Source organism: Streptomyces sp. B15, from assembly GCF_018070605.1.
Lineage (GTDB): Bacteria > Actinomycetota > Actinomycetes > Streptomycetales > Streptomycetaceae > Streptomyces > Streptomyces smyrnaeus.
On sequence record NZ_JAGPXJ010000045.1, the window covers coordinates 1 to 23,874 of the forward strand.

General features: G+C 71.8%; 17 protein-coding genes. 10 read left to right on the plus strand and 7 right to left on the minus strand.

The window, feature by feature from the left end:
• Nucleotides 1-543: 543 nt before the first annotated feature.
• The 4 genes from KBY19_RS20315 to KBY19_RS20330 form a co-directional block, all read right to left on the minus strand.
• Complete coding sequence (locus tag KBY19_RS20315; RefSeq protein ID WP_099887064.1) at nucleotides 544-1,647, minus strand: ATP-binding protein; 1,104 nt, start codon at nucleotides 1,645-1,647, stop codon at nucleotides 544-546.
• A complete protein-coding gene (locus tag KBY19_RS20320; protein ID WP_210966352.1) occupies nucleotides 1,647-1,919 on the minus strand; it encodes a hypothetical protein in 273 nt (90 codons plus the stop codon). The genes KBY19_RS20315 and KBY19_RS20320 overlap by 1 nt, the downstream gene beginning before the upstream one ends.
• A 295-nt stretch (nucleotides 1,920-2,214) precedes the next feature.
• Complete coding sequence (locus KBY19_RS20325) at nucleotides 2,215-2,841, minus strand: hypothetical protein (protein WP_099887065.1); 627 nt, start codon at nucleotides 2,839-2,841, stop codon at nucleotides 2,215-2,217.
• Complete coding sequence (locus tag KBY19_RS20330; RefSeq protein ID WP_282107101.1) at nucleotides 2,838-3,866, minus strand: peptidoglycan DD-metalloendopeptidase family protein; 1,029 nt, start codon at nucleotides 3,864-3,866, stop codon at nucleotides 2,838-2,840. Before KBY19_RS20330 ends, KBY19_RS20325 begins: the two co-directional genes overlap by 4 nt.
• Before the next feature lie 355 nt (nucleotides 3,867-4,221).
• Here KBY19_RS20330 and KBY19_RS20335 point away from each other — a divergent pair, with 355 nt between their 5' ends.
• From KBY19_RS20335 to KBY19_RS20375, 9 genes are read left to right on the plus strand one after another with little or no spacing between them, the layout of a single operon-like run.
• On the plus strand, nucleotides 4,222-5,124 hold the full coding sequence (locus KBY19_RS20335) for a hypothetical protein (protein WP_247691209.1): 903 nt from the start codon (nucleotides 4,222-4,224) through the stop codon (nucleotides 5,122-5,124).
• Nucleotides 5,121-5,429 carry a hypothetical protein gene (locus KBY19_RS20340; RefSeq protein WP_099887067.1) on the plus strand — a complete coding sequence of 103 codons (309 nt, stop codon included), beginning with the start codon at nucleotides 5,121-5,123 and terminating at the stop codon, nucleotides 5,427-5,429. The genes KBY19_RS20335 and KBY19_RS20340 overlap by 4 nt, the downstream gene beginning before the upstream one ends.
• 6 nt (nucleotides 5,430-5,435) lie before the next feature.
• Nucleotides 5,436-6,194, plus strand: coding sequence for a hypothetical protein (locus tag KBY19_RS36650; protein WP_247691210.1), 759 nt, complete (start codon nucleotides 5,436-5,438; stop codon nucleotides 6,192-6,194).
• A complete protein-coding gene (locus KBY19_RS20350; RefSeq protein ID WP_307843569.1) occupies nucleotides 6,187-8,100 on the plus strand; it encodes a hypothetical protein in 1,914 nt (637 codons plus the stop codon). The genes KBY19_RS36650 and KBY19_RS20350 overlap by 8 nt, the downstream gene beginning before the upstream one ends.
• A 3-nt stretch (nucleotides 8,101-8,103) precedes the next feature.
• Nucleotides 8,104-9,633 carry an SCO6880 family protein gene (locus KBY19_RS20355; RefSeq protein WP_099887068.1) on the plus strand — a complete coding sequence of 510 codons (1,530 nt, stop codon included), beginning with the start codon at nucleotides 8,104-8,106 and terminating at the stop codon, nucleotides 9,631-9,633.
• Nucleotides 9,633-11,183 carry a type VI secretion protein gene (locus KBY19_RS20360; RefSeq protein WP_099887069.1) on the plus strand — a complete coding sequence of 517 codons (1,551 nt, stop codon included), beginning with the start codon at nucleotides 9,633-9,635 and terminating at the stop codon, nucleotides 11,181-11,183. The genes KBY19_RS20355 and KBY19_RS20360 overlap by 1 nt, the downstream gene beginning before the upstream one ends.
• Nucleotides 11,183-12,919, plus strand: coding sequence for a type IV secretory system conjugative DNA transfer family protein (locus KBY19_RS20365; protein WP_099887101.1), 1,737 nt, complete (start codon nucleotides 11,183-11,185; stop codon nucleotides 12,917-12,919). The genes KBY19_RS20360 and KBY19_RS20365 overlap by 1 nt, the downstream gene beginning before the upstream one ends.
• The gene (locus tag KBY19_RS20370) at nucleotides 12,912-13,439 is read left to right on the plus strand and encodes a hypothetical protein (protein WP_247691211.1); all 528 of its coding nucleotides are present in this window, start codon (nucleotides 12,912-12,914) and stop codon (nucleotides 13,437-13,439) included. Before KBY19_RS20365 ends, KBY19_RS20370 begins: the two co-directional genes overlap by 8 nt.
• Nucleotides 13,440-13,473: 34 nt before the next feature.
• On the plus strand, nucleotides 13,474-14,976 hold the full coding sequence (locus tag KBY19_RS20375) for a hypothetical protein (protein ID WP_210957116.1): 1,503 nt from the start codon (nucleotides 13,474-13,476) through the stop codon (nucleotides 14,974-14,976).
• Nucleotides 14,977-15,020: 44 nt separating this feature from the next.
• Here the strand turns inward: KBY19_RS20375 and KBY19_RS20380 are convergent, their stop codons facing one another.
• Together KBY19_RS20380 and KBY19_RS20385 are read right to left on the minus strand one after the other, a co-directional pair.
• Nucleotides 15,021-16,661, minus strand: coding sequence for a zeta toxin family protein (locus KBY19_RS20380; protein ID WP_210966353.1), 1,641 nt, complete (start codon nucleotides 16,659-16,661; stop codon nucleotides 15,021-15,023).
• Nucleotides 16,661-17,218 carry a hypothetical protein gene (locus tag KBY19_RS20385; RefSeq protein WP_185019689.1) on the minus strand — a complete coding sequence of 186 codons (558 nt, stop codon included), beginning with the start codon at nucleotides 17,216-17,218 and terminating at the stop codon, nucleotides 16,661-16,663. The genes KBY19_RS20380 and KBY19_RS20385 overlap by 1 nt, the downstream gene beginning before the upstream one ends.
• A 258-nt stretch (nucleotides 17,219-17,476) precedes the next feature.
• Between KBY19_RS20385 and KBY19_RS20390 the strand changes: the two genes are divergently transcribed.
• Nucleotides 17,477-18,664, plus strand: a complete 1,188-nt coding sequence (locus tag KBY19_RS20390; RefSeq protein ID WP_210966354.1) for a DUF5710 domain-containing protein — start codon at nucleotides 17,477-17,479, stop codon at nucleotides 18,662-18,664.
• A gap of 28 nt (nucleotides 18,665-18,692) precedes the next feature.
• Here KBY19_RS20390 and mobF read toward each other — a convergent pair whose 3' ends face one another.
• Nucleotides 18,693-23,753: a MobF family relaxase gene (mobF, locus tag KBY19_RS20395; RefSeq protein ID WP_210966355.1), complete on the minus strand. Its 5,061-nt coding sequence runs from the start codon at nucleotides 23,751-23,753 to the stop codon at nucleotides 18,693-18,695.
• Nucleotides 23,754-23,874 lie beyond the last annotated feature (121 nt).

The following is a 23,874-nucleotide window of genomic DNA, read 5'->3' on the forward strand; positions in this document are numbered from 1 at the left end:
GCCCCCTTGCCCAACCCCCTGCCCCGGCCCTGCCCGCAGTACACGCCACGCACAAAAGCCAATCCAGGCAATGAGCCGCCAGAGCAGGACACGAGCCGCGACCCCAACTCCCAGCGAACTACGGGCTCTTGGCCCCGGCCGCAGACAGTTCATCAACCCCCATTCCAGGGGGAGGTTTCAGCACGGCCAGATGCATTGCCCACCCGGCGCGGCCTGCGGTGATACGGCCCGGCGGCGGGGCAACCCGCAACCAGCCGCGCAACCAGACAGGCCCGAGCATTCGCGGGGCCCGGGGGCTGATGCGACCCGGGGCGCGGCTCAGGGCGGGGCCCAGGGCGCGACCCGGGATGGACTTCGCACGGTGCCAGGCCGGGGAAGCGTGTCGTATTGAAGTAGTCGGGCGGCCGGGGTCGTTGTCGGCGACCCTTGGCCAGCGGTCCGTTCGAGGGGCGCGGTGTGGCGCGGAGTGGGGGGCCGGGCAGAGTGGGCTTTACGGTCTTGTCGGCGTTGCGCTCATGGTTCTCGTTCGTGTGTCGTTGGCTGTTATGGGGTGGGGGCCAGTCGGGCGCATGCCTGTTTGATCAGGGAGCTGTCCGCTCTGGTGTGTCGGCTGCGTTTGGCGAGGGCGTAGAGGTGAGAGGTGATTTTCGCCCAGGTGCGGAAGTTGCCTCGTGCTACTGCGGCGTCGGCTCGTTTGACGTCTGCCGGGCTCGCGCCTTCCCATACGTCGTGGAAGGTGGCCAGGGTCTCGGTGAGGTGGTCCGGTTCGACGCGGGCGACTTTGTGCCAGGTCAATACTCTGGCCCGTAGCGCTGGTACTCGTGTGATCCCCCGTTCGGCACCGGCTCCGCACAGTACGAGTGCTGCGGCTGTGCCGGGTTCGTCCCACAGCAGGCGCAGGTAGTCCAGCAAGGGGGGAGGCAGTCGTTGTGCGTCGTCGAGGAACAGTACGCCTGGTTGCCGTAGTACCTGTTTCAGGGCGTGGTCGGCTGCCCGGGGCCGGCGGGTCAGGGTTGCCGCTGGTAGTCCGAGGGCTTCCAGTAGGCATGCGCGTAGTTGTGGGAGGCTCGGTTTGACTCCGATGACGGCCTGCCAGACCGGGATGCGGGTGGGCAGCAGTTGCAGTGCCTGGTGGATCGCCACTGTTTTGCCCACTCCTCGCTCTCCGGATATGCATGCGATTCCTCGGGCTGCGGCTGTGTGCTCGACTGCTTCCGCCGCTGCGGTGACGGCATTGGTGGGGACCAGTCGCGCTCCGGGGACGAACAGCCGGACCCCGCCACGTGTGGGTGGGCGGCCGCTGTTGTCTTCCGGCATCGTCACGGGAGGCCGGCCTGGTTCGGTCTTGGGCGCTGTCGCGGCTTCGTCCGGGCTCAGCAGTCTCAGTTCGGCGAGGACTGCTGCGAGGCGGTCTGCTCCTCCTGGGCTGATCGCTGCGCTGGTCGCCGCGAGGGTGGAGTTGAGCTGCATGCGTGCGTCGCGCCGGGCCTGTCCTTGTGCGACGAGTGCGTCCCACTCTGTTTTGAAGGAGTCCAGCGCCAGCTCCGCCTCGTCCGTCCTTGGTGTGAAAGGCCACGGTTCGGCGGGCAGCCGGTGTGTGGTTGCCGGCTTGTCCCAGTACCCGGTGTGTGTTTCCTCGTTCGTCATCACAGGTCCTGGCCGGTTACGCCTGGCGTTTCGTCCAGGTAGTTGTCGTCGCGTCCGTCGATGAGGTTGCTGAGGTGGGTGGCCAGGCCCTGGGGGTTGTGGACCGCGGCTGTGATGCCCACGAATTCGAGGTAGGCCGCTACAGCCTGTTCGTCCATCTGTTTGGCAGTCAGTCGTTTCCAGTGGGAGCTTTCCTGGGCGACCCGTGAGGACAGTTCGGCACGTGTGAGCTGGTCAAGGTCTGCCCGGGACAGGTGCCGAAAAGACGTCATCGCCGATCCTCCTGCTGGTGTGCGTGGTTCAGAGTGGGGGCGGAGGCTTGTGGCTTCATGGGAGTGTGCTGGGCTGACGCGGGTCCCTTGCTGGGTTCTTATTGCGTTTGCCCGCTGTCTGCTGCCTGCCGGCCTCCGCGCTCCAACTGGATCAACTGCTTTGTGAGCGGTGCCGATTGAGGAACGAGTGTCTGGTGTGGAGGGTGTGGCAGGAGGGTATTACAGGGGGCTGGGGCGCGACGACACAGGGGGCATCGGCCTACGACGGCTTCCGCTGAGCCTGCGCGGTGTGTGCTCAGCGGGCGGCGGCAGCCTGCGTTCTGCGTACCAGTTTTCGCACGTGCCGGCTGAGTGCGCTGTTCTCGCCGGTGACGGCGATGAGCATGCCCAGCAGCTGCTTGCTGAGGGCGAGCCGGGCGGCGGGGTCGGTGATCTCGGTCCAGTGCCGCACGGCACGCTGGGCGCTGGCTCGGGTGATCTCGTGGCGCATGCCCCACGCCGTTGCCTGGAGCTGGATGACGTGCAGGTCCCAGCGGGTGGCTGCTTCCGGGTCGCCCTGCAGTCGGGCGATCCAGCCGCGTAGTTCCCGGATGCTGATGGTGTGGGTGTGCGCGGGGCCGTAGGTCGCGGTGGCCTCCTGGTCCAGACGTTCGGCCTGGATGCCGGCCCATGCCAGGCGCTGGGGGTCGTGCGGTGGGGCGAATGTGGCGGTGATGGCGGCGACGCGTTCCCGGTATTCCTCCGGGGGCGGCGGAGGCTGTTCCGCCGCCACGCCCGGGTCCGGCTTCGTGGTGGTGAGCACGGGGTGGGCCTGCGGCTGCTGGTCCGGCAGCTGTCCGGCGGCTGTGGTGGCGGTTTTGTCGTCGGCCCAGAACTGCGCGGAGACGATCCCCCAGGGGGCGATGTGCGGTTCTTCCGTCACAGCTTCACTCCTCGCTGGCGCAGGAAGGGGACGGGGTTGATGTCCGAGCCGTACTCCGGTCCGGTGCGGATCTCGAAGTGCAGGTGCGGGCCGGTGACGTTGCCGGTGGCGCCGGAGAGTCCGATCTTCTGGCCTGCCTTGACGTGCCGGCCGGCGGAGACGGAGATCTCGGAGAGGTGGGCGTACTGGCTGTATGTGCCGTCCAGATGCCTGATGACGACCTGGTTGCCGTAGGAACCGCCCCGGCCGGCTTTTTGCACGGTGCCGGATCCGGCGGCCTTGACGGGGGTACCCGTCGGGACGGTGAAGTCGACGCCGGTGTGCATGCCGCTGGACCAGGAGCCGCCGCGCTGGTGGTACGGGGTTCCCAGTGGGCCGCCCTCCACGGGGCGGGCCCATCCGGAGGTGGACAGGCCGCCGTCGGGTCCGGTCAGCTCCGCCACGTTGCCCATGATGATCTTCACGTAGTTGTGGGTCTCCCCCCTCGCGAACGACTTGGGGGGAACTCCGCGGTACTCCTCCACTCTGCCCCAGCCGGCGTTGTAGCCGGCGAGGGCCAGTTCGATGGGGCTTCCGTCGTATTCGGGGTGCTTCTTGGCCGTGGCCAGCAGTTTGCACATCATCTTGCCCTGCGCGGGTATCGCGTCCTCGGGGTCGAGGGGGTCCTTTCTGCCGTCCTTGTTGCCGTCCACCCCGGCGGTCTTCCAGGTGCCGGGCATGAACTGGGCTATGCCCAGGGCGCCCGCGCTGCTCTTTCCCGGATCGGCCTGGAAGCCTGACTCCTGTTGCAGCTGGGCGGCCAGGACACTCGCCGGGAGCCCGGCCTTGCAGTCGTCGGCGGCCTTCTGGATGAGTCCGGCGTAGGCGGCGGGCACGCCGCCTTTGCCGACCTTCAGGGAGCCTGCCGCCAGCTGTCCGCCGCCTCCTCCGTCGTCGTCCTGGAAGAGCACCAGATAGAGCACGAGCCCGAACGCCATGGCGAAGACGAGCGCCACCACGCTGCCGACTGTTTGCAGGATGCGCATGGTGCTCAAACGGCCGTTCCCCCCTGAGCGGTTGAGCGAGGACCCCCGGTGCGGTGTGCACACCCGCCGACGGGAAGGTGCCAGGACCGCGGTCCGATCGGCACACATTCTCACACCGGTTTTGGGCAGCTATCAGAAGTCGCTTGTCACAAAGCTGCCACTTCTTGCACACTTCAAATGGCGCTTGGACAACTTAAATCCCCCTTTTTCGCCCGTGCATAGGGTGCAAAGTTGTGGAACCATCCGGTCCCCGGACGCGACCATAGAGTGTGGCGAACACAAGCCTGGGCCGCCGTCACTGACGTTGCCTCAGGGTTGACCTCTAGTCAGGTGCGAGTGCAAAGCCGGGGGGAAGTTGTCCAAGAGATCGCTGGCGCTGGAGAAACTCCCGGCGCACGCTCGCCTTCTCATACCCGTACTCGGGCCCGCGGGTGGAAGCGGCCGGTCCACCATTGCGGGTCTGCTGGCCGCTGCGTTCTCCTGCGCCGGTCCTTCCGTTGTCCTGGACACCACTCCGCGACTGGCCTCACCGTGGCCGTACTGGTGCGCGGAGCCCGGGGCGGGGCTGGCGTCCATACCGCCGGACCGGCCCACCACTCCGCAACGCATACGGGACGCCGCCTCCAGGTGCCCCGCGCCCGAGGGCCGTGACTGGCACACGCTGACCGACCATCAGGAGTGGAGCAGCGCCCCGCTTTCCCTTCCCACGGATCCGGCTGCCTGGTACCAGCTCGCGGCGGCCGGCGGCTGGCAGGCCGTCGTCGCCGACACCTGTGATGCCGTCGCCCAGGACATCGTCACCGCCCGCTGCGCCGGGCGCGCCGGGCAGGCCGCCTCCTGGTGCTCGCTCCCGTTCGCCGTTCCGGTGCTGTGCGCGGCCGCCACCGGGCCGGGCGTGCAAGCGCTCCAGGTCGCCGTGAAGGCGGCCGTGGCCGAGGGGCTGCCCCTTCAGCGCATGGTCATCGCCCTCACCGCGACCGGGGAGGGCCGTCCGCCGTCTCCGGTGCGGGCCGCGGCGGCGATGCTCCGGTCGCATGTCTTCTCCGTGGTGACCGTTCCCCACGACCCGCACATCCGCACGTACGGGATGAGTGACTCACACCGCGTCAGGCCGAAGACCCTTGCGGCCGGATACGACCTCGCGAGGGCTGTTCTCGCCTCCGCTCATCAGGTGTGGGGCCATCCGCTTCCGGCGGCCCGTACGCCCGCCCTGCTGTCCTCCGACGTCCGCGTCGCTTGCGAAAAGGTGCCCGCATGAGTCACATGCTCGAAGCGTTCAACTCTCTGGCCGCCGGCCCGATCCCGGACTACACCCCGACCGTGCCCAGCACTCTCAAGACGCCGACGGGGAAGATCCTCGGCTGGACGGCCGGCATCGGTCTGGCGATGGCCGTCCTGGGGGGTCTGTCCGGCTGGGCGTGCGTGGCGATCGGCCACAACAGCGAACGCGGCGGGCTGGCGGCCCGGGGCAAGCAGGCGATCGTCTGGAGCCTGATCTCCGGCTTGGGCATCGGGGTGACCTCGGGCCTGGTGATGGCCTTCTACAACATGACGCAGGGCTGAGACGGCATGGACCACCGGAGAAAGGTGCGGCGTGCCCGGCTGCGCCTGGCCACCTTGAGTGCGGCCGTGGTGGCGCTCGTGGCCATGGGCGGCGTTCTGGCCTTCGGCAGCGTGGAGGAGAGCGGCTCGCGCTCCCCCCGGACCGAGCCCTCCCCGGACCGGACCAGTTCGGGTCCCCGGACCCCGGGCGGGAAGAAGCACACCCCCGCCACGGCCTCGCGGGTGCGGGTGATCAAGCCCGAGTCCTCGAAGAACGGCATCGGTACGGGTTTCCCCCACACAGCGGTGGGCGCCAGGTCGGCGGCCGTCTCCTACTGGCAGGACCTGAGCTTCATCGACGACCAGGCCGCCGAGCGGCAGTTGCGGACCATCGCCGCCAGCCCTTCGGATCCCGCCGTGCGCAACGGGGTTTCTGCAGTGCGCAAGGTGCGCGAGGGGGTGGGGCTGCCTCCCTCCGGAGGTCCTCCGAACGGGATGACCGTCACGACCGACGTCAAGGCCGTGCTGCTGCGGAGCCTCGATCGCGAGGGAGATGTCGTCCAGGTGTGGATGGTCTACGACCGCTACGCCACCAGCCCCGAGGAGAGCACCGACGACAACCCTCTCAGGGACCAGACGGACAACCTGATCGTGACCTGGACGAAGGGCGACTGGAAAGTGACGGAACAGCGGCGCTGGGTACGCCGGGCGACCGGGCCGCGCGCCTATGACCCGCACAGCCCTTACGCCTTCCAGGACGGCTGGCGGCAGGTGGCCGGTGGCTAGGTTCCTCGCCCGGTGCGGCGTGCTGCTCGCCGCCGTCGTGTTCGGCTTTCTGGCGGTGAGCCAGCCGGCCTTCGCCGGGGCCAAGCCGCCGGACCCCATCCCCGAGGAACTCTCCCGAGGGGGGGTGCCCGTCGGCATCAACACGAAGACCGGCGAGTACTGCGCCTATGACACGGACATCAACTGCCGTCCTCCCCGCGACTGCGAACTTCCCGGCACGGTCTGCATCGGTGAGGGCTCCAGCGATCCCAAGGAGGCACGCAGGTACGAGGAAACCCAGCTGGAGAGGTGGCTGGAGAAGGCTGATACGAACGCCCCCAACTTCCCGAAGATCAAGAAGTATGTCACAAACTGCGTGAAGAAGGACAAGAAGCCCTTCCAGCAGTGCAGTCAGGAAGCCGGCTGGAAGTGGCCGGGTGACGCGTACACGCCTCTGGACTGGGTGGGGGACAAGATCAAGGAGTGGGCCGGCGGCGCCTTGGAGAAGGCGGCGGGCGCGCTCGGGACCTCCGTCGTATGGCTGATCGAACAGTTCGCCGGGGCTTTCAACAGCATCTCCACCATCAAACTGGCGGATACCGGGATCGGCCCGGTGATGGGCATCATGACCGGGATATCCATTCTGGTGGCCACGTTCCTGCTGCTGATCCAGTTCGCGAAGCTGGGGATCTCCCAGAAGGGCGCGCCGCTCGTCACGGCGATCACCGGTCTGGCCAAGTGGGGCGTGATCCTGGCCGTCTACGTCACCGCGACGCAGACGGCGCTGGACTGGTCGGACACGTTCAGCACCGCGATGATCAACTACACCCTGACCGGTGAGGGCGGTGAGTCGGTCAGCGGGGCCGAGCTGGCCGACACGAAGACCGCCACCGAGGCCATGAAGCAACAGCTGGGCACGATGTTCGCCGGCCTGGTCAGTGGAAGCGGGGCAGCCACCGCGGGGGCCGCGCTGATCACCGGCAGCGGTGTCGCTCCCGCCGCCACCGGATTCGTGATCGTCATCAGCATCCTGGCGATCGTGGCCGTCGGCGCGCTGTGGCTGGAGATGCTGGTGAGGCAGGCGGCCATCATGATCCTGGTCACTGTGATGCCGATCGCGCTGGCCGGGCAGATGAGCGACGCGACAAGCGAATGGTGGCCCAAGGCCCGCAACGCGCTGATCTCGCTGATTCTCGCCAAGCCGGTGATCGTGCTGTGCTTCAGCATCGGCGCCTCCGCGATGGGCAACGCGAAGGGGATCCGCAATGTCTTCGTCGGGCTGATCGTGTTCATCCTGGCCTGTTTCGCCTGGCCGGCGCTGGCCAAGTTCATGACGTTCACGACCGCGGGAGCCGGGTCGAGCGGGGCCTCCGGCATGCTGAGCACCATCGGCTCGTCGGTGTCGAGCGCGTTCGGCGGCCACAACCCGGCGCTCGGCGGCGCGGGCATGGTCGGCGGCGGCAGCGGATTCACCCGAGCCCTGGAAGCCGACAATGCCGCAGGCGGCGCGGACGGCGGAGGGTCCTCCGGCGGCTCCGGCGGGGGCCAGGGCTTCTGGTCCAAGGCGATGATGGGCCGCAAGTCCGGCAGCTTCATGTCGAAGGTCGGCGGGACGGTCGGTATGGGCCTGCAGGTGGCGGCGGCAGGCAAGGACATGCTGGAGGGCGCGGCGGGCAACATGGCCGCGCACGCCGGTCTCGACCACGCCCACCAGGGCGGGCGCCATGTCGTGATCCCGCGGCGCGGAGGCGGCGGCGACGACGGGGGCGGCAGCGGAGACGGCGGCGACGGGGGCGGCAGCGGAGGAGCCGGCGGAGGGTCGGCCCCCGCCCCGGCGCCGCCCGTGCAGCCCGACATCCCCGAGGCCGAGCCCCCGCCGATCTCGCCCGGTCCGCCCCCTCCCGCGCAACCCCCCGAAGGGAGCTGACCCGTGCCGAGTGCCGAGCCTGTCACCTACAGCGGCTGGCAGTCCGAGCGCAGCGGGTTCATCGGGAACCTCAGCGGTCCGGGGTTCGCTTTGGTGGCGGCCGCCTCGGTCATCGCGCTGATCCCGCTGTACGCCCGGTCGCTGTCGGCTGCTTTCGTCGCTCTGCCCGTATCCGCCGTGCTGCTGCTGCTCGCCTACGGGCGGGTGCTGGGGCTGACGGCGGACCAGTGGATCACCCTCGCAGTAAGGCACCAGATCGCCGTGGCTACCAGCAGAAACCTGTTCTTCTCCGGCTTGTTCGCCCCCCGCACCAAGGACGGGCAACAGCCCATGGATCTGCCCGGGTCCCTCGCCCGTCTGCACCTTTTGGAGGCGCCCGACGGCCTGGGCGGCCACCTGGGGCTCATGCACAACCCCATCGAGGGCACCTACACCGCCGTGGCACGCATCTCCCATCCGGGGCTGGCGCTGGTGGACACGGAGAAGCAGAACTCCCGGGTGCAGGCGTGGGCGGCGGTGCTGCGCAGCCAGTGCAAGGAGGACGGTGCGATCACCCGTATCGCCGTGCACCAGCGCTCCCTCCCGGACGACGGGGCCACGCTGCGCGCCTGGACGGAGCGGCACATCTCCGAAGACGCCCCCGCCGTCGCGGTCGAAGCCCTCGACCAGCTCATGGCGGGTGCCGGACCGGCGGCCACCATCCGCGAGACGTATCTGGCCGTCACCTTGTCCACCTCCCGCGCCCGCCTGGCCATCAAGGGCTCCGGGGGCGGGCAGCGGGGAGCCGCCGCCGTCCTCGTGCGGGAACTCAACGCCATGCAGCCCACGCTGGCCAGCGCGGGCCTCCATGTCGACCAGTGGCTCCCGCCGCGCGGTGTCGCCCAGGCCATCCGCACCGCCTACGACCCCGAAGCGCACGTCGCGCTCGCCGAGCGCAACAACGCCGCCGCGAACAACCCCGGCTGGCGGGGAACCGCCCCCGGCGTCGACCCCGCGCTGGCCGGGCCCGCGGCGGCCGAGGCCCAGTGGGGCGTCTACCGGCACGACGGCGCGTGGACCGTCAGCTACCAGGTGCGCAACTTCCCGCAGGGCGAGGTGTACGCGACGTTCCTCCAGCCGCTCCTCAAGCCCCGCTCCAACGCACGGCGTTCGCTCTCGCTCGTGTACGAGCCGATCGGCCCGGCCAAGGCCCGTAAGGAACTGGCGAGGGAGAAGACCAAGCGGGAGGCCGCCCGCGGGCTGCGGGCCAAGACCGGACGGTCCGAGAGCGAGGACGAGAGGCGGGAGGCGATCACCGCCCGGGCGCAGGACATCGCCCGCGCGGCCGGCCATGGCGTGGTACGCCTCACCGCACTGGTCGCCGTCACGGTCACCGACCTGGAGCAGCTGGAGATCGCATGCGCCGATCTGCAGGCGGACGCCTCGGCCGCGGGGCTGGAGCTGCGGCGGGTGTGGGGTGCGCAGGACGACGCTTTCGCGGCCTCCGCGCTGCCGCTGGCCCAGGGGCTTCCCGACAGGCGGGTGGGCATCTGATGCGGCTTCCCTTCTTCCGCCGCCCGGACGACGACAGCCGGCTGAAGTCCGCGGCGCTGGCGGAACTGTTCGGCTCCGGCGAGGCGGCCACCGCCCTTCCGCAGCAGCCCAGCGCCCGCGAACAGCGCCGCTCCCGGCTGCTGGAGGACCCCGACACCGCGATGCGGGTGGCCCCCCGCAAAGGGTGGAACCAGCCCTTCGCAGGGCGGGCCGCCTCACACAACAAGGCGGACGTCTTCCGTTCCGACACCGCGCGGGCCAGCGGGATCTACCCGTTCCTGCACGGCGCCTCCCTCCCGTCCATCGGGGTGTACATCGGCTGGAACACCCTCACCCAGCAGGCGTTCAGCGCCCATCCGACCGCCTGGGTCCGCGAGGGGCTGTGCACCAACCCCAACGTGATGATCACCGGGATCCCGGGCTCGGGAAAGAGCGCGCACATCAAGGCGCTGGCCTTCCGCATGATGGCGCTGGGGCACCGCACGCTGATCGCGGGTGACGTCAAGGGCGAGTACGCGGCGCTGTGCAGGCATCTGGGGGTGGAGCCGGTGCGGCTCGGGCCGGGCATGCCCGGCCGGCTCAATCCGCTGGATGCGGGCCCGCTCGGCTACGAGCTGGAAAAAAGCGCGAACCGCGAGGAGTTCACCGCGCGCCGCCAGGAGATCCACCGGCGGCGCCTGACCCTGCTGCAGGCGCTGCTGGAGCTCCAGCTGAGGCGGAACCTGGCCCCTCAGGAAGAGGAGTGCCTGGATGTCGCCGTGAGGGAGGTGACGGGCGAACTGTACGGGCAGGAACGTCTGCGCATACCGACCCTTCCGCTGGTCTACGAGAAGCTCAAGGACCCCACCACGCAGATGGCCCGCGAGATGCGGGTGCGGGGCGAGGACGTCCAACTCGCGCGGGAACAGATGGCCTCGCTGCGCGCCGCCCTCGGCGGGATGATCACAGGTCATCTGGCGGGGCTCTTCGACAAGGAGACCTCGATCGGTCTGGACTGGGACGCGCCCATCCAGTCCGTCGACGTCTCAGCGCTGGAGTCGTACGGGGACGACACCATCGCCATGGTGCTCACCTGCGTCTCCTCCTGGGCGCAGAGCGCGATCGACCGCCCCGGCAACCGCCCGTGGCTGGTGGTCCGCGACGAGTTGTGGCGTCAGATGCGCAGCGGCGGCGCGGCAATGGTCCGCAAGATCGACGCCGATCTGCGGCTGAGCCGGGCGAGCGGGACCGTGCAGGTGCTGGCGACGCACCGGCTCTCCGACTTCGAAGCGGTGGGCTCCGCCGGCTCGGAGGCGGTCGCCATCGCCAAGGATCTGATCGCCAGCTGCGAGACGCGCATCCAGCTCGCCCAGGACACCGCCCCGCTCAACCTGACCCGTGAGGCGATCGGTCTCACGGACGCGGAGTGCGATCTGATCGCCTCCTGGGGGGCGGGTCAGCGGGGCCGCGCGTTGTGGAAGGTGGGCCGCGGCAGTGGCCACGCGGTGCAGCTGATGCTCTCCCACATCGAGGAGAAGCTCTTCGAGACGGACGAGCGGATGGTGATGTGATGTCCCAGCGCAGCGGGTCGGGGGCCGCGGGCGGGGTGTCCGACGGCACCGTCATGGCCGCCTACGCGGCCGGCCTGGCCGCCATGGTGGGTGTGGCGACGCTGCTGGCGGGCCTGCTGGCCGGCGGTCTGTCCGGGCGGGGATGGCCCAAGACCACTTCGGGCCTTCCCACCACGGTGCTGAACGCCCTGGTCCACGGACCCGGTTCCGCGTTCCGCCCGGCGCCGCCGGCCTGGCTGTTCTACGCGCTGTTCGCGGTGCTGATGGCGGTGCTGGTGGTCGCGGCGGTCAAGGTCGCGGCCACGGTGCGGTTCGGTGGCCGCACCGGCGGCGCCCAGTGGGGCGGGTCGAAGACCGAGCGGAAGCTGGCGGCTCCGCAGGCTCCGCAGCAGCGGGCGGGCCGCCTGAGCGCGGGCCGGGGGGTGCAGACGAAGAAGATCCTGACCACGCAGCCGAACATCTCCGCCACCGTCTTCGGCGTGCCCGGCAGCAGCAAGACGACCGGGCTGGTGCTGCCGAACGCGGCCGAGTGGCAGGGTCCGCTGGTCGTCACCACCACCAAGGCGGCCGATCTCGACGTCATCTACGCCCGCCGCAGGGCGCTGGGGCCGGTGTGGGTGATCGCCCCCGCCGGTATTCCGGGCCGGGCGACGCACCGCTGGTCGCCGGTCGACTACTGCGTGGACGCCAAGTCCGCCGAGCGGATGGCGGCGTGGATGGCCGAGGCATCCGCTTCCGGTGACGACAAGCGGGCGGCCCCCTGGGTGGACCAGGCACGCAACGTCCTCAAGGGCGTGCTGCTGGCGGCGAAGCTGAACGGCGGCGGCGTCAACGACATGCGCCGCTGGCTGTCGCTGGGCAAGGACGCGGTCGACCATGTGCGGGCCGTCCTGCTGGCCCACGACTACCAGGAGACCGCCGACGACTACGCCTCGCCGTGGCTGCGGCTGCACGAGGACGGCATCGGCTCCATCCAGTTCACCCTCAACGTCCTCGCGCGCGTCTACGCCGACGAGGAGGTGCGCGAGACCAGCTCCGGGACCGACTTCACCGTCGAGGAGCTGCTGGACCGCAACGGCACCGTGTGCCTGATCGCCTCCGAGGCCGACGCGGAGCGCTTCGCCCCGCTGCTGACCTCACTGGTCGCCTCGATCATCCACGGCGCCGAGACCCGCTACAACAGCACGGGCGTCCCGCTCGATCCGGCGCTGGGGGTGATGGTCGACGAGGCGGGCAACATGCTGCGCTACCCCCGGCTGCCGAACATCCTCACCACCGGGCGGGGCATGGGCATCAGCCTGCTGACGGTGTGGCACGACCTGTCCCAGCTGCGCGACCGGCTCGGGCAGCAGAAGGCCAACACGGTGCTGTCGGCCTCGGGGATGCGGATGCTGCTGCCCGGCTGCGGCGACCTGGAGACCCTGCGGTACTTCTCCGGCCTGTACGGGCGCACCGAGGTGCGGCGGGAGTCGACCACCCGGGGGCGCGGCGGGGACCACTCGACGCAGGTGTCGGTCGTGGAGACCGACCTGGCCCCCGTCCACGCGCTGCAGCAGCTGCCGGAGTTCACCGCGATCGCGCAGTACACCAATCTGCCGCCGGTCAAGGTGCGGATGCGGCTGACGTTCCGCGACAAGGACCTGAAAAAGCTCCTGGCCGCCCCCGGGCCGGCCGGGATCAGCCTGGAGAAGAACCCACCGATCGGCACGACCCCAATGGAGGCCGCTGATGTCTGAGTACACGCTGGAAGGTATGGAGGGCGGCCTGGAGGACCCGGGCTCGCTGTGGCCGGAGCTGCCGGAGCTGGAGGAGGAGTCCGCCGCCTACGGCTGGGTGTGGTCGGCCATGACGCCGGCCGAGCGCCGCGCCAAGATGCGGGAGCTGGCCGAGTGGGTGGAGTGGCTGCGCGCCACGTTCGAGCTGCACAACCAGATCCCCCAGTGCTGGTACCGGCACCCTCCGGTGCGCGAGCACCTGACCGCGCTGTACGCGGGCTGGGTGCGCACCTACTGCCAGCCGGCGCCCGGCCGGGACCTGGCCGAGGCGGAGTGGCTGTCGACCCTGCACGGTTTCCTGCCGCGTCTGCAGGTGGCCAGCTGCGCCAACGGCACCCACCACGAGGCGCCGCCGCGCCCGGCTCCGCGCCCGGAAGCCGAGGAGGAGTTCGAGGACTATCTGACCGCGTCCGAGTTCGGCACCGCCGAGTCCGCGCATCCCGCTGAGGCGGAGGCGCTGCGGCAGGCCACCGACATCTAGCCGCCCGTCACCGCACCCATCGAGGAGAACGTGAATGACGGAGCAGACAGTGGCAGCCGTCCCGGAGCGCAACGACACCTTGCGGCTGGCCCTCAACAGCCTCCCGCACCCTCTGCGCCGGCACAACGAAGAACTGCGCACGACGTACCAGACACTGCGGAACACATGGCTACGTGCCGATGCGGTGCCCGCGCCCCCCGCCCCCACAGGGACGGGGGCCTCCAGCGGGAACACCGTTACGGCCGCCTTGCGTGCCCTCGACGGGCACGCCGCGGTCCTGGCCGCGACCGGTAACCCGCTGTGGGAGCAGCTGCAGGACACGCGCAAGGCCACAGCCAGAATGCGGCGGTCGGTCTGGGCCGTCACCGGCGAGCGGGTCTGGCGCAAGCACGTCGTACCGAACGCGCACTGGCAGCGGCTGTGGACGGACATCGCGCAGGAATCCACCCGCGCCTACGCCCGCCTGGCCGGTGAGCTCGCCGGCCAGCTGGAGCGTGCGGGCCACCGGGAGACGCGGGGCGCCGTCGCCGCGCTGCGGGAGCTGAGCCGCACCGCGGCCGAGCGCAGCGCCGAGCTGGGGCAGCTGTCCCGCAAGAACCTGCCGGCCCCCGAGGCGTCCGCGGTGGAACGGGAGATGCGCGGGATGCGCCGCCCCGACCTCGGATACGGCCTGGGCGAGGCGGGACGGGAGCAGGCCTCCCAGGCCTCCCGCGACATCCGCCAAGGGCTCAAGATGTGGGCCGACCGGTCCTCGCTGGGCCGGCGTCTTGGAAAGATGAAAACTCCGGCGCTCATCCACATGCGGAAGGCGTGGGCGAACCTGCCCTCCGACGACCTGCGAGAGGGCCCCCGGGAGGCGGCGATACGGTTCGGTGAACTCGTGGGGCGCACTCACGAGGTCAGGGAGGAGATCCGCAAGGGCAAGCTGGGCCGTTACTCCGCGAAGGACATCGCTGTTCTGGACGCGGTGATCGACGCCGGCTTCCGCCACATGAAGCGGCTCGCCAACACCGCGCCGGCAGGGGTGGACCCCAACGCCCGCGCCTACGGCTCCGTCAAGGAGGCACAGGACGGAACCCTGAGGCTGGCCGGTCAACTCCTCGCCTGGCAGAAGAGCGAAATGGGCCAGACTCTGCTCACCAGCCAGGACAAGCACGTCAAGGCTCTGCGCGACGCCTGGCGGAGCCTTCCGGACCCTCCCACGGAGAAGGACAGAAGGACGGGGACCTACGACCGGTGGAGGGCCGCCGAGAAGACGGCGGCGTTCGGCAGGGCCGCGCAGGCGCTCTGGGAGAAGGCCGAGGCCGATGGCTCCTTCTCGGCGGCGGACAAGGCCAAGCTCAAGGCGGTGGCGGACGGCGCGATGAGCCACGCCGCGCAGATGGCCAAGATTCCCGCGGCGCGCCTTCCGAACGACCCGGCGAAGAACCGGGCCGCGGTGACCGAGCAGTCCGCCCGGCAGGCGCAGGCCCGAGCGCAGGCGCCGGTGCGGACGCAGACGCCGCCCCCGGCACGCAGGGCGTCGGCCAAGGCGTGACGGCGGGTGCCGGATGCGGGCGGCGCCCGCATCCGGCACCCGGTTCACCGGCGGGCGGCCATGCGGGGGCGCGTGGGCTGCGCGAACCCGATGGCGGTACGCGGGGCCTCCGCCGGCGGCCTGGCCCGCGCCATGCGCTGCTGGACCGCCTGGAGTTCGGCCTGGCGCTGGCGGGGAGAGAGGGTGGAGCGGCGGCGCTCCTCGGCCAGGACGTCGACCACGGTGTCCCGGTAGTGGTTGGCGGTTTCCCTGGCGGCCTGAGAGCTGTCGAAGAAGGCCTGCGCCCCCGGCTTGCCCTGGTCCTGGAGCGCCTTGCCGCGGGCGTGGTCCTGGAGCGCCTTGTGGTCCGCGTTGCGGTAGCGGTGCATGGTGCCCTCCAGCAGGTCTCCCAGTTCGGCGTCGGTGCGGGCGGCCAGCGGCCCGGCGGCGCGGGCCCGGCGGCCCGCGCCCCAGCGTGGCCCCTGCGGCTGGTCGGGGAGGCCGACGGCGGCGTTGATGGCCCACTCCCAGTTCTGGCCGCCGGCCCGGCCGGCCTCGGTGGCGGCCTGCCGGGCCGCTGCCTGGTGGGCCCAGTCGGTGGTCCTGGCGGCGATCCGGGCTGCCTTGGCCGCGGCCCGCAGCGACATCTCGCCGGTCAGGGCGCGCTCGCGCTCGACCTCGATCACCTGCCCCGGCGTCTGCCTGCCGGCTGCGAGCCCGGGCGAGTCCACCGGCGTGCCGTCCGGCCGGAAGACCTTCACCTTCGCGCCCATCGCCGCGGCGCGGTTGGCGCTCTCGGCCAGCCGGTCCGGCGGCGGGGTGAAGGGGAGTCGTGCGGTGCGGCGGTCGCTGAGCTGTGCGTCGAGGGCGTTGAGCCGGCGCAGGGGCTCCGGTGTGGTCACCGCCGCGAACTCGATCCGGTAGCCGGCCTGCTGGAAGCGCATCATGTCCTGTGCCAGCGCCTGCGGATCGCGGGCGTCCGTGCGCAGGACGGTGTTGGCCCGCTGGTCGATGGCGTACTGGGCTGCCGCCAGGTGCCGGGCCTCCGGCCTGAGCCCGACCTCCTCGACCGCCTCGTAGGCGGGGTGGGAAGGCGGGTATCCGCCGCCGAGTTCGACGACGGGGCCGCTGCGGGTCAGCTGTCTGGTGATGTCGGCGGTGAGCGCGCCGGTGCCGGTGCCCTCGGCCCCGGCGACGACGACCACGACCGGCTGGGCGGGCGGTTCGGCGGGCGGCGGGGGGTAGGAGGACAGCGGCGGCAGCGCCCGGTCGACGGCGTCCCCCGCCCTCTCCAGGGACGGGCCCGGCCCGGTGGGCGCGGTGTGCTCCCTGACGGCCGAGCGCACCTCGCCCTGTGCGACGAGTCCCTGGACGCAGGTTTCGAGCGGGCGCAGGTTGCGGACGTTTTCCACATCCTCCAGGTCGGATCTGCCTATGTCGGCCCCTTGCAGGTCTTCGCTCACCTCCTGCCAGCGCTGCGCTCTCCAGGCGTCTCTGGCCGGGCCGTCTTCGGGGACAGGTCCGGAGTGGGTCTCCGTCAAAGCCCGGAAGAAGTCCTCGTAGCCGGGGGCGGTGAAGTGGTCGGGGGTGAGGACCCCCATGACCTCTGGCACCCTCTCCGGGTTCCGCCACAGCTGTGCCAGCACATGGGTCTGGTCCTCGAGGGCGATGAAGTTTCCGGCCCGCCCGTTGTCTTCGCCTGCCATTACCGCTCCCCGTTTCCGCTGTCGCCCGGCCGCACCGGCGCGACCTCTGCCGCCTCGGTCTGCACCTGTGCCAGCCGGTCCAGCTCGGCCGCGTGACGCTCCAACACGCTCACCAGGGCGGCCTGCTCGGCGTCATCCGGGTCGAGCGGGACGTAGCGGTCGTGGCCGGCCACCCACCAGCGGCCGCCGAACGAGACCGCCGCCCCTTCCGGCGTCAGGGGCACAGCCCTGCCGTCGGCCATGGCCTCGTGCAGGGGGCGCACGGTGGCGTAGTCGTCGACGATCTGGGCGCAGTAGGCGCGGGCCGCCTCGATGGCCTCGTGGTTGTCAGGGCGGATCGCCGTACGCCATCCGCTGATACGGCGGCTGACCTCCAGCCAGCGCGCACGTTCCCCCTCCCCCGCGCCGAACGGGGAGCCCGCGTGTTCCATGCGGGCGGCACAGACCTCCTGGGCCCGGTCCATCGCTGCCAGCAGGGTGTCGAAGGACCCCGCTGCCAGCTCGTCCCAGGCACCCGGCCGGATCTCATCGAGTAGTGAGTCAGATATCGCAGTCACGCCGCTCCTCCGCGCAAAGCCGGTGTTGCTCCCGGCGAGCCTCAGCCTAGTGATCTCCGCCCGGCCCGGGTGGCCGAACAGGGCGCTGAACGGCGGCAGTTGGGCCCCGACTTCGTCACAGCCCCGGGTGCGGTGCGCGGTCCCGCTCCGGGCGCGCCATGTCCCGCCGGCCGGCGAGCGCTCGGAGGGGGTGTCCGGCCCGCCGGTGGGCAGATACCCGGCGAGGACCGACTGCAGCGAGTGTCGAGGAGTGGTGGGGTGGCCCGCGTCTGGCTGGATGTGCCCTTCGCCGAGAAGGACGAGGCCAAGGCGCTGGGAGCCCGCTGGGACCCGGCCGCCAAGCGCTGGTTCGCGCCACGGGCCGGACTCCCCGGCCTGGACCGGTGGGTGGCGCTGCCGGACCTCCCGCCGCTCCTGCCCGGGGAGGACCGCGGGTTCGGGTCCGGACTGTTCGTGGATCTGGTGCCGCGGTCGTGCTGGTTCACCAACGTCCGCTCGTGCGTGGCGCCACGCGACTGGGAGCGGCTGCGGCGCATGGTCAACGGCAGGGCCGGGCAGCGGTGCGAGGTGTGCGGGCGGGGCGAGGACCGCGGGCGGCGGCGGTGGCTGGAGGCGCACGAGCGCTGGGAGTACGACGAGGCGCGGGCGGTGCAGCGGCTGCGGAGGCTGGTGTGCCTGTGCACCGACTGCCACACGGTCACGCATTTCGGCCTCGCCGAGCTCAACGGCAGGCGTGCCGCCGCGCTGGCGCATCTGCGGTCGGTGACCGGGATGTCGGCGGCCGGGGCCGAGAGCCATGTGCGCTCCGCGTTCGCTCTCTGGCGGGAGCGCTCGGCCCGCGTATGGGAGCTGGATCTCCATATGCTCACCGGCGCGGGCGTCACCGTCGTAGCGCCGCCACCGGCCGTCGAACGAGAGCGGACCGCGTGGCGGACCGCTCGCGGGCAGCGCGCCGCCCCGCCTGCCCCCGCCCGGCCCACAGCCTCCGGGCCGGCGGTGCCCGAGGCGTCCTCGGCGCCGACGGTGAGCGGGAAGGAGCCGGTGCGCGAGGGGCCGGCGGTGAGCGAGGAGGAGCTGGCCTGTGCGCTGGAGACCGTCTTCGCCCGGCCGTCCCCCGGAGGCGGGCCGCAGTGGATCGCCGTGCCCCGGTGGCAGTGGCTCTGCCACATGTGCGACACCCGGACGGGACCGCCGGACATCGCCATCGCTTCGGTCAGCCGCACCTCCTCGGGCCGCCGCCAGATCGTGTGCAGGCCCTGCGAGTGGGCCCACCACGTGGACGGCTTCGAGCTGGCCGAGCCGGTGCGCCGGGCGGTGCTGGCAGCCGCCGACGCGGCGCTGCACACCCCGGGGAGCGCGGCGACCTGGGACCCGCGCACACGGCGCTTCCACACCGTTTGCGGACAGCTGAGCGACGGGCGCCCGCCGCGCGGGAGACCGCTGTGACATGCCCGCCAGGCCGCCGGGCCGAAGGTCACCGCGTGCTGCGCGGCCCGTCGCGGCGCGGGGAATCCGGACGCTGCTGCGGTGCCGCGGGGGGAGCGGGACGCTGCTGCGGCTGCCGGGCCTGCTGCTCCCTGGCGGCCTGTTCGGCAGCGCGCCGGCCGTCGGGGAGGGTGGCTCGCACACTTCCCTCGCGGCGCAGCCCGGCGGCCTGCTCGCGCAGCTGACGGGAGCGTTCACGCATCCGCCGGGCCTCCGCGGCGGCGGCCTGCGCGTCCTCGGCCGCACTCGCCCGCGCCCGGTCGAGCGCCGCCTGGAAGGCGCCTCCCGCCTCCTGCCAGTCGTTGAGGAGCTGCTCGTGTCGGGTGGGTTCCCCGGCGGTGACGGCGGCCTGGTCGCGGTGCCGTTCGGCCCGGGCGAGCTCCTCGGCGAGCCGGGCGGCCTGCTCCTCCAGCCGGTGCAGATGCTCTTCCAGCGCGCGCCGTTCCGCTCCGCGCACCGCGGGCACACCCATACGGTGAGTCGCGGCCAGCCGGGCGGCCGACTCCTGGCGGCGAGCGGCGTTCTCCCCGGCCTGCCGACGGGCGGCCTCGGCCTGCCGCTGGGCTTCCCGCCACTGGTCGACGGCCTCGACGCGGGCCGCCTGGGCGGAGATCCGCTGCTCGATCCGGCCGCCGGGAACCGCTTCAGCACTCAGCCGCTGAGCCCGCGACTCCTGCTCACCGGCGCTGCTGTCGGCGGCCCTCGCGGCCTCCAGCGCCCGACGGTGCGCCTCTCGCAGCTGGGCGTCGGTGAGCCGGCCATGGGGCCTCTCCTGCCAGGCAGGCACCTCGGGCCCGGTGACGGCCTGCTCCTGTCCCGGGGTGCCTCGCACGGTACGGCGGGCAAGTTCCCGCCGGGCGTCCGAGCCACGCCGCACCCGCTCCCGGTCCTCCAAGAAGCCGGGCGCGAGCTCGGTCAGCGTCTCGCGGGCCTCGTCGATCAGCCGCTCCTGGGCGGCAGCCATCTCCTGCGCCCGGGCCGCCTGCTCGGCCAGCTCCCGGGCCCGCTGCGCACGCTCGGGCGGGCCGGCGCCGCGCAGCGCCCGGGCGCGGTTGGCGGCATCCAGGGCGGCCTGCCGGGCCGCGTGACGGGCGGCCTTCGCACGGTCGAGCACAGCGAGGGCGTCCTCCACCCGCTGCACCCGGTCGGCACTGCGACGCCCACGCTGGTCGATCCGGCGCAGCGCTTCCTCGTCCATCCCGCCCGGCTGCCGCGACGGGGCCCAGGGAGCCGAACCGGCCCGGAAGGCAGCGATCGCGGCAGCGGCGGTGTCGTAGTCGGCGGCGGCCACCGGATCGGCCGGGCGCTGCCCCAGCGCGACGGACTCGTTGCCGAACTCCCACAGTTGGCGGTACCTGAAGGCCGCCCACGCGGCCCGGTCCCACAGCTCCCCGGCCCCTTCGCCGGCGCCCGGGCGGGGGCCGACCGCATCGAGCCACGCCGGGGGCCGGGCAGCCAGTTCCTCGACCGTGCGGGCGGTGTCGCCAAGAGGCTGCGCCGCGCGCCACACACCGCGCAAAGCCGCGTCCATGCCCTCGGAGGAGGGGGCGGGACCGGTGGCGGCGGGGCCGTCGTGACCGGCCAGATCGCGGTAGACGGCAGCCGCGGTGAGCCGCTCCCGCCACGCCTGCGCCTCCTGCGCGTCCGCCGGCCGGGGACCGTATACGGCAGCCCATCCGTGGCCCGCTTCGGCATCCAGCTGGGCGGCCTCGCCCAGCTGCGCAGCCCGCTCCCGTGCGGCGGCGGCCAGGTCCCCGGCGGCCTGCAGGGTCTGCGGATCGTCGCCCGGCGCGGCGTCCGGCAGCAGCAGCCCGAGCGCTGCCAGCGGGTCGCCGCTCGGCTCCGCAACAGACGTGAGCAGCTGCGGCGCCGTGGCCGGGCGAGGCGCGTCCTGCGCACGCTGGAAGGCGTGCGGGGACCCCTCGTCCGGGTCGACGGCGCGGGCGTTGCGGGCGTGCACGACAGCGGCGATGTCGCGCACCGGATGGCCGTCGGCGTCGAGGAAACCCCGCTGGTGCCACGTCGTCTCCAGCAGCCGGTCGGTGTCGAATCCGTCCTCGGCCAACCGCAACAGCTGGGTGCGCAACGCGGGCCAGGCGGGCGCCGATGTCAGCTGCTGCGCGGCGCGCTCGCCCAGCAGGCCGGCGACGGCACGGCGGGCCCTGTCGTCGGCGATCTGGTCGAGCACGAACGCCAGCCTGGCCGTGTGCGTACGCACCGAACGGGCGGCTTCCTGGCTGCGACGGGCGGTCATGGTGGCCGACTGCTGGGTGCCGTCGCGGCGCAGCACGGACTGCCACATCTGGCGCTCCGTCAACCGGTCACCCGGCGCACCGGTCTCCGGGTCCGGCGACGTGTGGGTGATCAGGTAGACGAAGTTCGCCAAGCGTCCCCGGGTGAGCGAGGGGTAGGCGCCGTTGCGGTCCATGGAGCTGTCCCACAGGGCGTGCCCCGTGTCGACCGTCAGCCCCTGGGCGCGGTCCTTGGTGACCGCGTAACCGAGCTCCACCGCCTGGGAAACGTAGGAGGCGGGCAGTGTGACGCGGCGCCCGGTGCGGTCGTGCACGGCGGTCAGACTGCCGTTGTCCTCGACCGCGTCCACCGTCCAGGTGTCGCCGTTGCGCACCCACTGGCGGCCGTCGTGGGTGCGCAGTCGGCGGTCGTTGGCACGGGTGACGACCCGGTCTCCGGCGCCCGCCCGGTTGCCGTCACTCAAGGCGGTCTCGGCGCTGACATCGACCTCGCCGCGGGCCGCGAGCTCACTGCGCGCACGCTCGTTCAGCTGCGCAACGAGCGCGTTGCTGGAGGCGATCATGACCGAGTTCAGCCCGTCGCCGACATCCTGCCGCCAAGCGGTGTAGACGGCGTCGAGCATGGCGTCGGCACTGCCGTGCGCGATGCGGCCGCGCTGCGCATAGGCGTCGTAAGAGGCGTCCGCGTCACCGCGCGAGAGCGCCGCCGCAGCCTCGACCTCCCAGCGGCGAATGGTCTTGTCGGCGTCCCGGAACCGGCGCACCTCGGACAGATACTGCGCACCCGCGTCGGCCTCGATGAGGGCGAGCGCACCCCCCACACCGGGAGAACCCAGCTGCCGGGGATCACCCACCAGCAGCAGCCGCCCGCCGACCGCTTCGACCTGCCCGGCAAGCGCATGGAGGTCCGGTGTGGAGGCCTGGCCCGCCTCGTCGACGATGACGATCTGCCCCGGTCGCAGGGACCACTGCGGCCCGCCGTGCCCCTCGCTCATGTAGCGCCAGCGGGCGATGTTCTCCGCCCGGATGCCGGCTTCCTCCGCGAGATTGTCGGCCTGCACCTGCCCGCCGGCCAGGCCCAGCACGGGCAGGCCGTGCGCGTCCGCGGCCTCCCGGACCAGCCGCATGATGGTGGTCTTCCCGGTGCCCGCCGGCCCGATGACGGCGCCCACTCGCACGTCCGAACCCAGCAGGTTCCGTACGACCTGCCGCTGCTCCGTACTGGGCAGGAAACCGCGCTCCTCGTCACCGGCGGCGAGGGCGGCGTCGACTTGTTCGGAGGTCAGCACGCGCACCGGAGCGGGCCGCGTCGCGGCCTCCACCAGGTCCTGCTCGGCGGCCAGGAGGCCGTGCGAGGTGTAGAGCCGACCGGTGGCGACAGGTTCGAACAAGGAGCTGCCGTCCGCCCGGCGGAAGCGCTCCGGAAGCGCCACCGCGTCCGGGGCGTCCAGGCGCGCACACAGGTCCGGAGCGAGCAGCGCGTCGGTGGCCCGCTCCACCGTCCGCGCGAACGCCTCGTCGTCCAGCCGCACATGCCAGCCGGTCTCCACGAGCTGCCGGTAGACCTCCGCGGCGGCGTTGGAGCGGGTCCACTGGGCCCGCTGCCCCTCCAGGACGCGCAGCGCTCTGGCAGGTATCCCGGTCAGCGGAACTTCTGCCTCCGGTGTGGCCTGCGCCTGCCTGCCGGAGACCTCCGCCGCGTGCCGCAGCAGCGCCTCAGGGTGCTCCACACCCATCTCCCGGGCCTGCGCGATCCACCTGCCGCGCTCCTCGTCCACAGTGGTCGGCGCCTTGGCGGGACGGGCGGTCAGCGTCGCGGCCTGAGCCAGCTTGTACTCCTCCGCCCGGGTGGGCTCGCGCCCCTCCCGGGCCATGAAATCGCGCGTCAGGGAAGCCAGCGCGGTCTCGGTGCTGCGGCGGCGCTGCGAGGCGTTGCGCACCGCCTCCTCACTCACCCCGAGGAACTCCCGCACCGGCCGGCGCGCGGGACGCAGCGAGCTTTGCCGAGACTCCGCGAGGACCCCGAACTCCGCCGCCATACCCCGCTCCACCTCAGCGGTGTACAGCTCGGAGAACTCCACCAACCGGGCGTGCAGCGGGCGTGCGTCCAGCGCCAGCCACCGCCCGTCCTCGGTACGGATCTTCGAGCTGATCTCGAGGTGCCGGTGGAAATCCGGATCGCCGGCACGGGAGCTGCGGTGGGAGAAGACCGCACCGATGAACCCCCGCCCGGGCACCTGGACCTGAGCCGCCGCAGTCGGTCCGACCCGGGTCCAGCACACCTCCTCCTCGAGGCGCGCGAAGACCTTCTCGAACGCCGCGCGCTCCACCGCCTCCAGCCGCGCGCGCTGCTCGTCGTCGGCCGTGGCCCACAGCAGGGAGAAGCTCTTCACGGGCGAGAGAACCATCTCCCAGCCCGCCCGCGCCGTGCGGTTCCCCTCCTTCTCGGCCTTGGCCCGCAGCTGCTGGCGGCGCGCCTCACTCGCCTTCGGTTCCGCCGCCAGATACTTCGCGAACAGCTCGTCGGCGGGTGTGTAGCGCGGCCACGCGCGGCCCATCCGCTTGCCACTGACCGGGTCCACAGCGTCCTTGAAGACCGCGTCGGCGTCCTCCTGGGTGACTGTCCCCGAGAGCCCGAGAACCGCTGCCTCGGCGCCGATCCACTCACCGGGAGTGTCCCCGCCCTCGGCCCACTGGTCGCTCAACTGCCTGTCGCCGGCCTTCACGTCGTCACCGGAGACAGTGCGCATCAGATAGTCGATACCGGACCCCGCCGATATCGGATGCAGCGTGATCACCGGCGCCTCCCGATCCCTGCAGCGCGCGCACCGTGCGGCGGCTTCGGGAAGGCAACCAGGCTCTTCATAACAGCAGTTCACAGCAGTCGGAGTCGAATAGCAAGAGGTGTGACTAAATTTT